The sequence below is a fragment of the Amycolatopsis sp. NPDC023774 genome, from assembly GCF_040639695.1.
GTDB lineage: Bacteria > Actinomycetota > Actinomycetes > Mycobacteriales > Pseudonocardiaceae > Amycolatopsis.
The window spans coordinates 75040-91054 of the sequence record NZ_JBFAAJ010000031.1 but is presented as its reverse complement, the minus strand read 5'-3'; the positions used below and the strand labels follow the sequence as shown (position 1 = coordinate 91054).

Genomic DNA, 16015 nt, shown 5'->3' with positions numbered 1-16015 from the left:
GGGGGGGGGGTCGGACGGGCGGGCGTCTCCCCCCCCCCCACACCGTGAAGCCGGCTCAACGGCGATCTCGCCCGCCCCGGCGAAGCCGGGGCCAACGACACAGCCGTTCGCTCTGAGCGGACCGGAGGCGGCCGCGCCGGAAACTGTCGGGGGTGCCGCGCATCATGGAGGACGTGGCAGCAGACGTCCTCGACCTCTTCTCCCCCGCGACCCGCACGTGGTTCGAGGGGGCGTTCGCCGCGCCGACCGCGGCGCAGGAAGGGGCCTGGCGGGCCGCGCACGCAGGGCAGCACGCCCTGGTGGTGGCGCCCACCGGGTCCGGCAAGACGCTGTCCGCGTTCCTGTGGGCACTCGATCGGCTGTCGGTGGAGCCATCGCCGGCGGAGCCGCGCAAGCGCTGCCGGATCCTCTACGTCTCGCCGCTGAAGGCGCTGGCGGTCGACGTGCAGCGCAACCTGCGCGCGCCGCTCGCCGGGATCTCGCAGGCGTCGCGGCGGCTGGGGCTGCCGGTGCCGGAGATCGAGGTCGGCATGCGCACCGGCGACACCACGGCGGCCGAACGCCGGTCGTTCGGCAAGACCCCACCCGACGTGCTGGTGACCACGCCGGAATCGCTGTTCCTCATCCTCACGTCGTCGGCGCGGGAGTCGCTGGCGGGCGTGGAGACGGTGATCGTCGACGAGGTCCACGCCGTGGCGGGCGGCAAACGGGGCGCGCACCTGGCGGTGTCGCTGGAGAGGCTCGACGCGCTGCTGGCGAAGCCCGCGCAGCGGATCGGGTTGTCGGCCACGGTGCGGCCGGTCGACGAGGTGAGCTCCTTCCTCGCCGGCGGGCGGCCGGTCACGGTGGTGCAGCCGAAGCTCGCGAAGACCATCGAAGTCCGTGTCGAGGTGCCGGTGGAAGACATGGCGAACCTCGACGGGCCGGCACCGTCGCCGATGGAGCGGCTGGAAAACCTCACGTCGTTGTCGCAGCTGCCTTCCGAAGGCGGCATCGGCACGCAGGAGGAGATCGCGGGCGCCGAGGTGAAGCGGCCGTCGATCTGGCCCGCGGTCGAGGAGCGGGTGCTGGAGCTGATCCAGGCGCACCGGTCGACGATCGTGTTCGCCAACTCGCGGCGGCTCACCGAGCGGCTCACGGCGCGGCTCAACGAGCTGGCGGCCGAACAGACCGAGCTGCGGGCCGGCGACGCGTTCCCGGCCGAGGCGATCGGGCAGTCCGGCCTCACGACCGGTGCGGCGCCGACGATCGCGCGGGCGCACCACGGGTCGATGTCGCGGGAGCAGCGCACCCACGTGGAGGAGGAGCTCAAGTCCGGGCGGCTGCCGTGCGTGGTGGCGACGTCGTCGCTGGAGCTGGGCATCGACATGGGCGCGGTCGACCTCGTGGTGCAGATCGAGGCGCCGCCGACGGTCGCGTCGGGGCTGCAGCGCGTCGGGCGCGCCGGGCACCAGGTGGGGGCCGTGTCGTCGGGGGTGATGTTCCCGAAGTTCCGCGGCGACCTCGTGTCCTGCGCGGTGGTCGCCGAGCGGATGGCCGCGGGCGCGATCGAGGCCGTGCGATACCCGCGCAACCCGCTCGATGTGCTGGCGCAGCACGTGGTGGCGATGGTGGCGCTCGAATCGTGGACGGTGCCGCAGATCGCGGCGCTGGTGCGCCGGGCGGCGCCGTTCTCCGCGTTGCCCGACGACGCGTTGCACGCGGTGCTCGACATGCTGGCGGGGCGGTACCCGAGCGAGGAGTTCGGCGAGCTGCGGGCGCGGATCACGTGGGACCGCGTGACCGGTGAGCTGCACGGGCGGCCGGGTTCGCAGCGGCTCGCGGTCACGTCGGGCGGCACGATCCCCGACCGCGGGCTGTTCACGGTGATGACGCCGGGGGCCGACGACAAACCCGGCTCGCGCGTCGGCGAGTTCGACGAGGAAATGGTGTACGAGTCGCGGGTCGGCGACACCATCCTGCTGGGCACGTCGTCGTGGCGGATCACGGACATCACCCACGACCGCGTGATCGTGGTGCCGGCGCCGGGCGAGCCCGCGCGGATGCCGTTCTGGAAGGGCGACGCGGCGGGGCGGCCACTGGAGCTGGGGCGGGCGCTGGGCGCGTTCGTGCGGGAACTGTCCACTTCGGACAGCGTGGCGGCACGGGGCCGGGCCGCGGCGGCGGGGCTCGACCAGCGGGCGTGCGACAACCTGCTGGCGTACCTGGAGGAGCAGAAGTCGGCGACGCGGCACGTGCCGAACGACCGGACGATCCTGCTGGAGCGCTACCGCGACGAGCTGGGCGACTGGCGGATCGTGGTGCACTCGCCGTTCGGGGCACAGGTCAACGCGCCGTGGGCGCTGGCGATCGCCGCGCGGCTGCGGGAGAACCGGGGTGTCGACGCGCAGGTGGCGCACTCCGACGACGGCATCGTGCTGCGGCTGCCCGACGCGCTCGACGCCGAAGGCGGGGAGGTCACCATCGGCGCCGAGGACGTGCTGCTGGACCCGGAGGAGGTCGAGCAGCTGATCGTGGCGGAGGTCGGCGGGTCGGCGGTGTTCGCCGCGCGGTTCCGCGAGTGCGCGGCGCGGTCGCTGCTGCTGCCGCGGCGCGACCCGCGGCGCCGGACGCCGTTGTGGCAGCAGCGGCAGCGGGCGTCGCAGCTGCTGTCGGTTGCGGCGAAGTACGAGCGGTTCCCGGTGGTGCTGGAGGCGATGCGGGAGATCCTGCAGGACGTCTACGACGTGGGCGGGCTGCGGGAGCTGATGGCCGACGTCCGCGCGCGCCGGGTGCGGCTGGTGGAGGTGGAGACGCCGGCGGCGTCGCCGTTCGCGCGGAGCCTGCTGTTCGGTTACGTCGGGATGTTCCTGTACGAGACCGACGCGCCGCTCGCCGAGCGGCGGGCGGCCGCGTTGTCGCTGGATTCGGGGCTGCTGGCCGAACTGCTCGGCACAGAGGCGATCCGGGAGCTGCTGGATCCCGACGCCGTGCGCGAGGTGGAGCGGTCGCTGCAGCGGCTGGATCCCGATCGGCACGCGCGTTCGGCAGAGGACGCGGCCGACCTGCTGCGGTTCCTCGGCGATCTGTCCACTGTGGAGGCTTTGGAGCGTGGTATCCAGCCCGAGTGGCTGGAAGAACTGGAAGCCGCGCGGCGGGCGATCCGGGTGCGGATCGCCGGCGAGGAGCGGTACCTGGCGATCGAGGACGCCGGGCGCGTGCGCGACGCGCTGGGGGTCGCGTTGCCGGTGGGGGTGCCCGAGGCGTTCACGGAACCGGTGGAGGATCCGCTGGGCGACCTGCTCGGGCGGTACGCGCGGATCCGCGCGCCGTTCCCGGCTTCGGCGGCGGCCGCGCGGTTCGGGCTCGGGCCGGCCGTGGTCACGGGTGTGCTGGAGCGGATGACCGGGCAGGGCCGGCTGGTTCGCGGTGAGCTGAGCCCGGTCGGGCACCCGGACACCCACGGCGTGGGGCTCGAATACTGCGACGCCGCGGTGCTGCGCCGGCTGCGGCGGGCGTCGCTGGCAAAGCTGCGGGCGGAGGTCGAACCCGTGGAGCCCGCGGCGCTGGGCCGGTTCCTGCCGTCGTGGCACGGAATCGGCGCACGGGTGCGTTCGGCGCCGACTGCCGACGACGTGCTGTCGGTGGTCGAACAGCTGGCCGGCGCGCCGCTGCCGGCGAGTGCTGTGGAGTCGCTGATCCTGCCGAGCCGGCTGCCGGGCTACTCGCCTGCGCTGCTCGACGAGCTGACCGCGGCCGGTGAGGTTACGTGGGCGGGCTGCGGCGCGCTGTCCGGTGGGGACGGGTGGCTGGCGCTGGCCCCGACGGACGTGGCCGACCTGCTGTTGCCGGAGGTCGAGGAGAACGCGCCGTCGAGTCCGGTGCACGAGGCTCTGCTGTCCACGTTGGAGGGTGGCGCGCTGTTCTTCCGGCAGCTGGTGGACCGGGTTTCGCCGCAGCTGGAGTCGCCGCCGAACGATGGCGACATCGCGGGCGCGCTGTGGGATCTGGTGTGGGCCGGTCTGGTCACGGGCGACACACTGGCGCCGCTGCGCGCGCAGGTCGCGGGCCACGGCGCGCACAAACCGCGGCGGCAGGCGCCGCGCGGCCGGTATGCGCGGCTGCGGGCGGGCCGCCCGGCGATGCCGTCGCGCACGGGACCGCCGACGGTCGCGGGCCGCTGGGCTCTCACACCGGCCCGGGAGACCGAGCCGACGCGCCGCGCCCACGCGCGCACCGAGGCGTTCCTCGAACGACACGGCGTGCTCACTCGCGGTGCACTGGACACCGAACGGGTCACGGGCGGGTTTTCGGGGATCTACAAGGTGTTGCGCGGCATGGAGGACTCGGGCCAGGTCGTGCGCGGCTACGTGGTGGAGGGCCTCGGCGCGGCACAGTTCGCGGCGAAGGGCGCGGTCGACCGGCTGCGCGCCTTGTCCGGTCCCGCGCCCGGCACGGAGGGCTGGTCCGGCTCCCCCGCGCGAGCGGGCGGCGACCGTGCGGTGGTGCTCGCCGCCGCCGACCCGGCCCAGCCCTACGGCGCGGCCCTGCCCTGGCCCGCCGCCACCGGCGACACGAAACACCGCCCGGCGCGCAAGGCGGGCGCGCTCGCGGTACTCGTCGACGGCGTACCCGTCCTCTACGTGGAACGCGGCGGCCGCTCGCTGCTGAGCTTCACCGAGGACCGCGCCCCCCTCCAAGCCGCGGCGGCGGGCCTCTCCACCGCCGTCCGCGAGGGCTGGCTGGGCCAGCTGGCCGTCCAACGCGCCGACGGCGAACAAGCCCTCACCTCCGAACTCGCCGACATCCTCAGGGAAGCCGGCTTCCGGGCGACACCGAAGGGGCTGCGGTTGCGCGCCTGAGTGCCCCCGGGCTCGGACGGACGCCGGATCCACAGCAAACGCGCCTGGCGGCCGCAGGAAAGCCGCGACACCGAACGCCTACCACCGCAACGCCGAGTTCCGCGAGCAACGGCCACACCCAGCCGCGCGATTGCGCGCCTGAGCACCCCCCGGGCCCGGACGGACACCGGATCCACAGCAAACGCGCCTGGCGGCCGCGGACAAGAAGCCGCGACACCGAAGGCCTACCACCGCACCGCTGGGTACCGCGGGTACCGCGACCAACGGCCACACCCACCCGCGCGATTGCGCGCCTGAGCGCCCGCGGGTCCGGACGGGTGCCAAGACGGCCGCACGCTCGGCAGTCATAGCAAGAAGCCGCGACACCGAACACCTACCACCGCACCGCCGAGTTCCGCGAGCAACGGCGAAGCCGAAGTCCTCACGACCGCGAGCCCGGCCAGGCGCGGTTCGATCGGCACCGAAGAACCTGCGGCGGCGGGTCCAGGCACCGCAAGCACTCGCCCACACCGGGGAACCCGCGGCTACCTGGCAGAGTTCCGCAGAGGCGGGCCGGCGATGAAGCGGCCGCCGTGGCAAGCCTGACCACTGCGCAGACGTCGGCCGACGCCGGAGCGACTGCGGCAGGGCCGACACGCGTGGCGCGGGCACAGGCCGCCACCGAGGAGCCCCCGCGTGCCGGCCGTGTCGCCGCAGAGCGGCCGCAGCCGTCGGCGGGCCCGTGCTGAGGGGCTGACCAGCGCGGGTCCCGAACGGGGGCGGGCCCGGTGGTCATTAGACTTCGTCCGGATACTCGGCGGGAAAAGGACGTTCGATCATGGCGATGCGCGCTCTGCGCTACTTCGGGGACCCGGTGCTCAAGACGATCTGCGATCCTGTGACGACCTTCGACAAGAAGGTCGAGGCGCTGGTCACGGATCTCATGGACTCGGTGAAGCCGGACGGGCGCGCGGGGCTGGCGGCGCCGCAGATCGGGGTCGGGCTGCGGGTGTTCAGCTACGACGTGGGCGGCTTGACGGGATACGTGATCAACCCCGAGATCGTCTCGCTGTCGGAGGAAACGCACGAGATCGACGAGGGCTGCCTGTCGGTGCCGGAGCTGTGGTTCCCCACCGTTCGCGCCAAGCACGCGGTGGTGCGGGGCGTCGACCTGCGCAACGAGCCGATCGAGGTCGAGGGGGTCGACGTGCTGGCGCAGTGCCTGCAGCACGAGACCGACCACCTGGACGGCATGCTCTACCTGGACCGGCTGACGCCCGAGCGCAAGAAGCAGGCGCTCAAGCAGGCGCGGGGCAAGGACTGGTTCTGGAACCGCTGAGCACCTCGGCGAAAAGAATTCGCCTCTGCGGAAACGTTTTCCGTAGAGCCAATAGATCGCCCGCACCCTAGACTTCCGCACCGTGGACACCTGGACCACCGCTCACGCCTGATCACGCGCGGGTTCGCCGAACTACGCCGAACCCGCCTCTTCCCGCCGGCAAACCTCAGCGGCACAATCCGGGCTCCCGCCTTCATCAGCGCTCGACCGTCCTCTGCGCCGGCTCGGCGAGCGTCGCGTCGTCGGCGATGAGCCGTCCCAGATGGCGTGGCGCGGGTGGTCAGGCCGCGCGCGTCGAGTTCGAGCCCGGTGACACCGTGGGGAACGGGACCGCGAGAGGTCCACTCGTACCCGCCGCCGACCGCGCGGCCCGGGGTGTGGCGCTCGGCCGAGCCCGGGCCGGCGTACGGGAGCCGGTCACGCGCCGAAGTCAGGAACCGCGGGATCGCGACCGGGCCCACAACGTACAGGTTTGCCGTGATGTCCTCGAACACCGCGTCCTCCGCGAAGAACTGCTGCGGAGCCGTCGCCCGCACCGCATTACGGGGGCGGCCGTCTCGCTGACGGTCGCCTCCTGGAAATCCACGGCCGACGTGCCGGCCGTCCCAGTAGGCGACCCAGCGCGCGATCTTGCCGCCCTGCAGGGTGACCACGCCGGCGGCACAAATCTCACCGGGCGCGTCCAGGCTGCGAGTATGGGAGAAGAAGACGATGGCGCTGCGGTCGTCGCCGAGGATGCGTGTGGCGTAGGACTTCCGTCGGCGGACCGGCATGTTCTTCACGAAGAGGCCGGGCAGCGACTGCCAAGACGGCCAGGTTCTCGCCGGTCAGCGCGTCGAGGTAGTTGACCTGCGCCATCGTTGCTTCGGGTTGTTCCCGGTTTTGGCCAGGAAGTACGCGCTGAGCACCCGCGAGACGCCGGGGCGCGCTCGCGATCCCCGCCCGGCAGCACCGTCGCGACAACCGCCGCGGCCCCGGAGATCGCGACACCCTTCCGCAAGGCTCCGATTCGCCGAGCGTGCGCCCTGTGACGAAGTGTTGTTCGAAGGCGATTTTTCTGTCTTCGAACTGGATCCGCGTGACGCGCACGGGGTTGTGCAATTCTGGGCCATCTCGGCGAAGGGCCGCTCTACTCCCTTTGGCGGATTGACCATCGCAACAAATGGACCAACACCGGAGCTTTCACAGGGCCAGTCACGGAATACTCCACCGAGCACTTCTCCATGACGACGTCCGGCAATTTCTGGCCGGCTGGTTCGACTCCACGCCCTCGCCGAACCCGGCCGCCGCAAGGTCGACAGCGACGACGCGCGCGTCCTGTCGGGCCCCGCAATGCAAGGTGACAGTTAACTCAAGGCAAGATCACGATTTAACTCGGACAATCCACGAGTACGACTTGTTTCGTCCGGTCCCCGTTCCCCGATCGTTCACCCGGCCCCGGTTCGAGATTAATTTACCGTCCCTAAGTTCCTGACGCACGTTTCACGACGAAAGCAAAGGGACCATGGACACACCTCTGGCAGTCCGGGCTCGGGGAATCACCAAAAGTTTCGGCGAAGTCGTCGCGCTCGACGAGATCGATCTCGATGTCGCACAGGGGCAGATCCACGGAGTGGCCGGGCCGAACGGTGCGGGCAAAACCACACTGCTGGGCCTGCTGCTGGGCCTCGCCGTCGCGGACGAGGGCCGCCTGGAGATCCTCGACTCGCCCGTCGGGCGGACCCTGGATGCTCCCGGCGGCGTCGCCGGGTTCGTCGACGGCCCCGGCCTCTACCCCTCGCTCACGGCGCGCAAGAACCTCGCCGCGCTGGCCGCCCTGCGCGGCGGCGACAGGCGCACCGCCGACATCGACGACGCGCTCGCGCAGGTCGGGCTGACCGACGTGGCCGACGACCGCGTGCGCGGCTTCTCCCTCGGCATGCGCCAACGGCTCGGCCTCGCCGCCGCCCTGCTCACCCGTCCTCGGCTGCTGGTGCTCGACGAGCCCGCCAACGGCCTCGACCCCGCCGGCAAGAAGCACGTGCACGGGGTCCTCACGCGACTCGCGGCCGAAGGCGCGTCGGTCGTGCTCTCCAGCCACCGCATGGACGACCTCGAGGCGCTCTGCTCCGAGGTCACCATCATCGCCACGGGCCGTGTCGTCTTCACCGGTCCCCTCGGCAAACTCTCGGCGGAGAGCCAGGAGCTCGACTACCGCCTGATCACGTCCGACGCCGACACCGCCCACCGGATCGCGCAGGACACCCCCGGCATCAAGCTCGTGGCCGAGCCCGGCTCCCCGGCATGGAAGGACACCGGGGTGCTCGTGGTGCGCACGCTCGTGCCCGCCCTCGACGAACTCGTGGTGCGCCTGGTGCGCGACGGCGTCGCGGTGCGCGAACTCGCCCCCGTGGTATCGCCCCTCGAAGCCGCGTTCCTCGCCCTCACCGAGCAGCCCGAGCAGGAGTCCGACCGATGACCGCAACGCTGGACGCCCCGCCGGCGCCCGTCACCACTCGTCCCGCTTCGGTGGGGCGGGGCTACCGCTTCGAGCTCGTCAAGCTCGTCTCCCAGTGGCGCATCCGCCTCCTGGTGCTCGCCTGCTGGATCGCCCCGGCCCTGTTCGTCGGCGCCGTGAGCCAGCAGAGCGACCTGCCCGTCGACACCCTGTTCGGCCGCTGGATGAATGCCACCGGCTGGGCCGGCCCGCTCGTGATGCTCGGCTTCGCGGGCAGCTACGCGCTGCCGCTGCTCACGTCGGTCGTCGCCGGTGACGTGTTCGCCTCCGAGGACCGGCTCGGCACGTGGCGCCACCTGCTCGTGGCCGTCCGGTCGTACCGGCGGATCTTCGCGGCGAAGGCGCTGGCCAGCCTCACCGTGATCTTCGTGCTGGTGGCCGGGATGGCCGTGTCCAGCGCCGTCGGTGGCGTCGTCGGCGTCGGCAACGAGCAGCTGGTCGGGCTCGACGGGCACCTCCTCTCGCCCGGTGCCGCGGCCGGCACGGTGCTGCTCGCCTGGGTGGTCGCGCTTGCCCCAACGCTGGCGCTGGCCGCGGTCGGGCTGCTCGGCTCCGTCGCGCTGGGCCGGTCGCCGATGGGCCTGCTGCTGCCCGCCGTCGTCGCGCTCGCCATGGCGGTCGCGCAGCTGCTGCCGCTGCCTGTCGCCCTCCGCTTCGCGCTGCCGACGTACGCGTTCATCTCGTGGGAAGGGCTGTTCACGAGCCCCGCACAGCTCGGCCCGGTGCTGATCAGCGTCGCCGTCTGTCTCGTGTGGACGATCGGGGCGACCGCGCTCGCCTACTTCCTCTTCCTGCGCCGCGATTTCACCAACCTCCACTACGACGGCTCGACGCGCCGCACCACCACCGTCGGCGCGCTGCCGCTGGCCGGGCTCATCGTGGTGGCCTTCGCGGTCCTCGCCGTCGCGACGCCGTCGCTGGGGTCCGGCGTCACGAAGGAGAAGGTGCAGCAGTCGCTTTCCACGGCGTTCGCCCACCTCTACCGGTTGCAGACCGACGAGCTGCACCGCCCCGCCGTCACCGAAGCGCAGCTCGGTGCCACGTCCGACTGCACGAAGGGCGGCGGCATGGTCGCCCAGGAAGGCCCGGGCAACGACTGGCGGTGCGTCGTCTCCTGGCATCTCCCCGGCGTCGCAGCGACTGGTCAGGCCATCTACCAGCTCGACGTCACCTCCGACGGGCGGTTCGTCGCCGACGGCGACGGGCCGAAGGAAGTGAACGGCTACTTCCAGGTGCGGACCCCGATCGGGGACCAACCCAACCCGATGTGGCAGTTCGACGGCAACGTCGAACTGCTGTGACCCACCACGAAGGGAAAACTCAATGCAGGTAACACGCCGCCGCAGGCGTGGCGAGAGATCCGGTACCGGTTCGGCAGGCAGATCGCGTAAGGTCCGCCTGGTCACCGCCGGTACCGCCACTCTCGCGCTCGTCGTGACCGGCACCGGCATCGGTACCGCTTCGACGCAAGAGTTCGGCACTCAGCACGTCGGCCAGGAAACCAAGGACGGGATGGTCGTCTCCAGCGACCAGTACCTCGCCCCGATCGGTGACCGGCTCGTCGTCAACAGCGGCAAGATCATGGCCTCGTCGATCAGCCCGGACGGCACGCATCTCGCCGCCCTGACGACCGACGGCAACATCGATCTGACGATCGTGGACCTGAAGACCTACAAGGTCCAGCAGCTCATCGGCACCTCGGCGAGCGCGAACCTCAAGATCACCGGCAACGACGTCGGTCAGGAAGGCCCGTCGTACTCCCCCGACGGCAAGTTCCTGTGGCTTGCCCGGACCGACGGCTACACCAAGTTCACGGTGAACGCCGACGGCTCGCTCGCCAACCCCGTCACCATCAAGATCCCCGCCGACGGGCCCAAGCACGCCCTGGTCGCCCAGGCCGTGTTCTCGCCCGACGGTGCAGTCGTTTACGCAGCGGTGAACGGCCAGAACCGCGTCGTCGCGATCAACGCGTCGACGGGCGTCGTGCAGCAGAGCTGGAACACCGGCATCGCCCCGCGTGACCTCGTGCTGGTGGGTAAGAAGCTCTACGTCAGCAACGAGGGCGGCCGCATGCCGCTCCCGGGCGAGACGACGATCAACTCGTACAACACCCAGGTGCCGGCCGACCCGTTCACGGGTGCCTCCACCACCGGCACGGTTTCAGTGATCAACACCGCGACGCCGGCCGCCGCGGTGGCGACCATCAACGTCGGGCTCCACCCGACCGCGGTATACGCGAACAACGGCACGGTGTTCGTCGCGAACACTTCCAGCAACAACGTATCGGTGATCGACTCGGCCAAGGACAAAGTCACTCAGACCATCGCGACCCAGCCGTGGCCCGAGGCGACGGTCGGGTACGAGCCCGACGGCATCACCCTCACCCAGGACGGGCACCTGCTGGTGACGCTCGGCCGCGCCAACGCGATCGCCGTCTACAAGTACTCGGGCGCGAAGGACCCGGCCAGCTACGTGGGCCTGCTGCCGACGGACTACTTCCCGACCGCGATCGCCACGGTGGGCAAGGACATCGTCGTCTCCAACACCCGCGGCATCGACGCCCAGCGCCCCACCACGGCCGCCGGGCACGCCACGCACGACACGACGGCCAGCGTGCAGCGCTTCCAGCTGCCCGACGACCGGACGATCAAGTCGTACACGCCAAAGGTGTTCAAGCAGAACGGCTGGACGGCCAACTCGGTCCAGGTGGCGAACGGCAACCGCAACAAGAAGGCCGTTCCGGTTCCGCAGCGCCTCGGCGACCCCTCGACCATCAAGCACGTGTTCCTGCTGGTCAAGGAGAACCGGACCTACGACCAGGTCCTCGGGGACATGCCGCAGGGCAACGGCGACGCGGCGCTCGCGCAGTTCGGCGAGAACGTGACGCCGAACCAGCACGCGCTGGCGCAGCAGTTCGGGTTGTACGACAACACGTACGACATCGGCACGAACTCCGCGGAGGGCCACAACTGGCTCATGCAGGCCGACGACCCGGAGTACACCGAGTCCTCGGCCGGCGAGTACCTGCGCAGCTATGACACCGAGGACGACGTGCTGGGCCACCAGGCCTCCGGCACGCTGTGGTCGGGCGCGGAGGCCGCGGGCAACACCGTCCGTGACTTCGGCGAGTTCCAGCAGTTCCTGACCAAGCCGGCCGGCGCGTCGTGGCAGAACCTGTACTGCGACAGCAAGAACATGGCCGCGACCGGGGAGCCCAGCGCCTACCCGCTCGTGTCGTCGTCGCCGATCCCGTCGCTCAACGACGTGTCGGTGCACGGCTTCCCGAAGTTCGACACCAGCGTGCCGGACGTCTACCGGGAGCAGATCTGGAAGCAGGACTTCGAGAAGAACGGTCCCGCCAACCTGAACATGTTCTGGCTCTCCAGTGACCACACCGGTGGTCCGGCCAATGCCGCCGCGCAGGTGGCGGACAACGACCTCGCGGTGGGCAAGATCGTCGACGAGATCTCGCACAGCCAGTACTGGAAGGACTCCGCGATCTTCGTGGTCGAGGACGACTCCCAGGCCGGTCTGGACCACGTCGACGGACACCGGGCGCCGGTTCAGATCATCAGCCCGTACGCCCAGCACGGTGCCGTGGACAGCACGTACTACTCGCAGATCACGATGATCCGTACGATCGAGCAGATCCTCGGCATCCAGCCGATGAACCAGAAGGACAGCGCGGCCACGCCGATGGCGAGTGCGTTCCAGGCCAAGCCGGATTTCACGCCGTACAACGCGGTGGCCAACCGCACGTCGCTCACGAGCGGCCTCGCGACGCAGCCGTCGTGCGGTCCGGACGTGGTGGCTCCGCAGTTCGCCTCGGTCCAGCCCGACACCACGGTGCCGGCGGACAAGAAGCAGGTCGCGGCTCAGTGGACGCAGTGGCAGCAGAACCAGCGCTTCACCGGTCCGAACGCCACGGCGGACTACGCCAACCCCGAGCAGATGAACCGCTTCGCGTGGTACCAGACGCACGGGTTCAAGACCCCGTACCCCGGCGACCAGAAGGTCTTCTCGCCGGACCAGGTGCCGGGTGCCTACATCCCGTCGGCTGATTCGGACGGCTGATTTTCCGCACGGCTGATTGTCGGCCCGGTTGATTGTTCTGGCGGGCTGAGTTCTCAGGGGCCCCTGGCCGGCTTCACCGCCGGTCAGGGGCCTCGTCCGTTCGGGACAGGAATCCCTGGTGATTCGGGCAGGTGCGCCTGCTCGGGTGCCCGGCCCTGGTAATGGTGGGGGCATGACTGATCCCGTCGTCGCCACCCCGTACGGCCGGGTGCGGGGCAGTGTGCGCGAAGGCGTCACGCGGTTCCTCGGCATCCCGTACGCGGCCGCGCCGTCCGGCGAGGCGCGATTCCGGGCGCCGCGCCCGCCCGAGGCGTGGGACGGCGTGCGTGACGCGCTCGAGTTCGGGCCGACCGCGCCTTCGGTGCCGCTCCCGGGGTCCTTCCTGGCGGAGCCGGTGGTCGAGGGGCCGGGCTGCCTCAACCTCAACGTGTGGACGCCCGACCCGCACGCGGCGGGGCTGCCGGTGCTGGTGTGGCTGCACGGCGGCTCGAACGTCACCGGTTCGTCGGCGATGCCGATCCACGACGGCGCGGCCTTCGCGCGGCGCGGGGTCGTGTTCGTGTCGGTGAACTTCCGGCTCGGTGCGGAAGGGTTCGCGCTGCTGCCGGACGCGGTCGCGAACCGCGCGCTGCTCGACCAGGTCGCGGCGCTGGAGTGGGTGCGCTCCGGGATCGCGGCGTTCGGCGGGGATCCGGACACGGTGACGTTGTTCGGGACGTCGGCGGGCGCGGGCGCGACGCTGGCGCACGTGGCGATGGACCGCGGCCTGTTCCGGCGGGCGATCGTGCAGAGCGCCAACGCGCGAGCCGCGCTGTCCGCGTCCGACGCGCTTCTGGTCACGGGGGAGATCGCGCGCGCGGCCGGCGTGGAGCCGACGGTGGCGGGGTTGGCGCGCGTCTCGCCGGAGAAGCTCGCCGCGCTGTCGACGGCGACCGTCACGGACCTCACGGCCGACCTCGACCCCGCGCGCTGGGGTGCGACGACCGTGGCCGCCGCGCAGCCGTTCCTGCCGGTGGTGGACGGGGAGGTGCTGGCCGAACCGCCGTTCGACGTGGTCGTGCGCGGCGGCGGGGTGGATCTCTTGATCGGCACCAACGCCGACGAGCTGCTGGCGCTGGCCGGCGCGTCGCTACCGGACGGCGTCTCGCATTCGGAGGTGCGGGAGTTGCTGGGGCGCCTGGGTCTCGCGGTGGAAGCCGCTCCTGAAGCGATCACGCCGGTCGAGCTCTATGCCGACGTGCTGACCGACGCCCTGTTCCGCCGTCCGGTCGCGGAGATCGCTCGGGCGCGGTCTGCTTTCGTGTACGAGTTCGCGTGGCCCTCGCCGCTGCCCGGGGTGGGTGCGGCGCACGGGCTGGAGCTGGGGTTCGTGTTCGGCAACCTGGGGTTGTCGGCGCTCGAGGGACCGATGCCGCCGCGAGAGCTCGCGGATCGGGTGCAGGCGGCGTGGGTCGCGTTCGCGGCGACCGGTGACCCGGGTTGGCCGCGGCACGGCGAGGACGGCGGGGTGTTCGTGTTCCGGGCCTGACCGGTTCTGAAAAACCATGCGTTCGCGCGGGTGTGGATCGCGGTTACTGTCGGGTGCATGTCCGGCGCCGTGCTTCTCGCCGTCGACGAGAACGCGGATGCGCTGCGTGACGTCGAACGGGAACTGCGCGAGCGCTACGCGCGCCACTACCGCATCGTGAGCCTTTCTTCGGCGCAGGAAGCGTTGGCGCTACTGGAACAACTCGCCGCGGATGGGGCAGACGTCGCGCTCGTACTGGCCGGTCAATGGCTTTCCGGCACGACGGGTGGCGAAGTGCTGGGCCAGGCGCGCCGGCTGCACCCGCACGCGAAGCGTGGGCTGCTGATCGCCTGGGGCGAATGGGGGAACCGCGCGACGGGCGAGGCGATCTTCGACGCGATCGCGCGCGGGCACATCGACCACTACGTGCTCAGGCCGCTGGCCGCGCCGGACGAGGTCTTCCACCACGCGATCTCGAACCTGCTGCTCGAATGGGCCGAGCTGCGGCGCACGTCGCCCTACACGATCCACGTGGTCGGCGACTCCTGGTCCGGCCGGGCATACCGGCTGCGGGAGGTCCTCGGGCGGTGCGCGATCCCGCACTCGTTCTCCCTGGCCGACTCGAGCGAAGGACGCGCCCGCATCGCGAAGGCCGGCCCGGGCGAGCTCCCGATCGTCGTCTTCCCCGACGGCACGGTCCTGCGCAACCCCACCGACGCCGACATCGCCGTGGCCTCGGGCGCCCCGGTCAACCCGGACCGCATGGAGTTCGACCTGGTGATCGTCGGAGCCGGCCCGTCCGGGTTGTCGGCGGCCATGTACGGCGCGTCGGAAGGGTTCGGCACTCTGGTCGTCGACGAGGGCGGGCTCGGGGGCCAGGCGACGTCCAGTTCGCTGATCCGCAACTACCTCGGTTTCCCCCGGGGCGTCAGCGGCCGCCGGCTCGCACAGCAGGCGTACGACCAGTCGTGGGTGTTCGGGGCGAAGTTCGTGTTCATGCAGCGGGCGGCCGAGTTGCGGCGCGACGACGAGCTGTCGATCACGCTGTCCAACGGCACCCGGGTGCGGTCCCGCGCGGTGCTGCTCGCGTTGGGCGCCACCTACCACCGGCTGGGCGTACCGGCCCTCGAGGCGTTGAACGGCGCCGGCGTCTACTACGGCGGTCCGGCTTCCGAGGCGCCCGGCGTCGCCGACCGCGAGGTCTACGTCGTCGGGGGCGGGAACTCGGCCGGCCAGGCCGCGTTGTATCTGGCGCGGTACGCCAAGCAGGTCACGCTCCTGGTCCGCGGCCGGGCGCTGGGTGCGGGCATGTCGCACTACCTGGCCCGGGAGATCGAGGCCACCCCACGGCTGCGGGTGCGGCTCGCCACCGAGATCGTCGGCGGAGGGGGCAACGGGTGGCTGGAGCACCTCGTGCTTCGCGACCGGCTGACCGAACGCGAAGAGACCGTGGGCGCCGACGGGCTGTTCGTCATGATCGGGGCGCACCCGCACACCGGCTGGCTGCCCCCGGAGGTCGAGCGCGACGACCGCGGTTTCATCATGACGGGTTCCGATCTCCGCGCCTGGCCGCTCTCGCGGGACCCGTTGCCCCTGGAGACGAGCCTGCCCGGCGTGTTCGCGGCGGGCGACGTCCGGCACGGTTCGGTGAAGCGGGTGGCGTCGGCGGTGGGAGAGGGTTCGGTCGCGATCCAGCTGCTCCACCGGATGTTCGCGGCCGAGGCGTTGCGGCCGCGGGGGCGTCCACAGGAACCGGCTGAGACCGTCGGGCGGTGAGG

7 protein-coding genes are annotated in these 16015 nt (G+C 71.4%); all 7 read left to right on the top strand.

Translation table 11 applies throughout. From position 1 onward, the window contains the following. Positions 1-164: 164 nt before the first annotated feature. The 7 genes from AB0F91_RS38735 to AB0F91_RS38705 all read left to right on the top strand — a co-directional run bounded on the left by AB0F91_RS38735 (position 165) and on the right by AB0F91_RS38705 (position 16013). On the top strand, positions 165-4841 hold the full coding sequence (locus AB0F91_RS38735) for an ATP-dependent helicase (RefSeq protein WP_360606027.1): 4677 nt from the start codon (positions 165-167) through the stop codon (positions 4839-4841). An 817-nt stretch (positions 4842-5658) separates the two neighbouring features. Then, positions 5659-6159, top strand: coding sequence for a peptide deformylase (gene def / locus AB0F91_RS38730; RefSeq protein ID WP_360606019.1), 501 nt, complete (start codon positions 5659-5661; stop codon positions 6157-6159). 1504 nt (positions 6160-7663) lie between these two features. Continuing rightward, entirely contained in the window at positions 7664-8617 is a 954-nt protein-coding gene (locus AB0F91_RS38725; protein ID WP_360606017.1) for an ATP-binding cassette domain-containing protein, read from the top strand. Continuing rightward, positions 8614-9957: an ABC transporter permease gene (locus AB0F91_RS38720; protein WP_360606015.1), complete on the top strand. Its 1344-nt coding sequence runs from the start codon at positions 8614-8616 to the stop codon at positions 9955-9957. Before AB0F91_RS38725 ends, AB0F91_RS38720 begins: the two co-directional genes overlap by 4 nt. Before the next feature lie 22 nt (positions 9958-9979). Further along, positions 9980-12730, top strand: a complete 2751-nt coding sequence (locus AB0F91_RS38715) for an alkaline phosphatase family protein (RefSeq protein ID WP_360606013.1) — start codon at positions 9980-9982, stop codon at positions 12728-12730. 172 nt (positions 12731-12902) lie between these two features. Continuing rightward, the gene (locus AB0F91_RS38710) at positions 12903-14258 is read left to right on the top strand and encodes a carboxylesterase family protein (RefSeq protein ID WP_360606011.1); all 1356 of its coding nucleotides are present in this window, start codon (positions 12903-12905) and stop codon (positions 14256-14258) included. Positions 14259-14315: 57 nt separating this feature from the next. Further along, positions 14316-16013 (top strand): FAD-dependent oxidoreductase, encoded by a 1698-nt coding sequence (locus AB0F91_RS38705; RefSeq protein ID WP_360606009.1) that lies wholly within the window; start codon positions 14316-14318, stop codon positions 16011-16013. Positions 16014-16015: the final 2 nt, after the last annotated feature.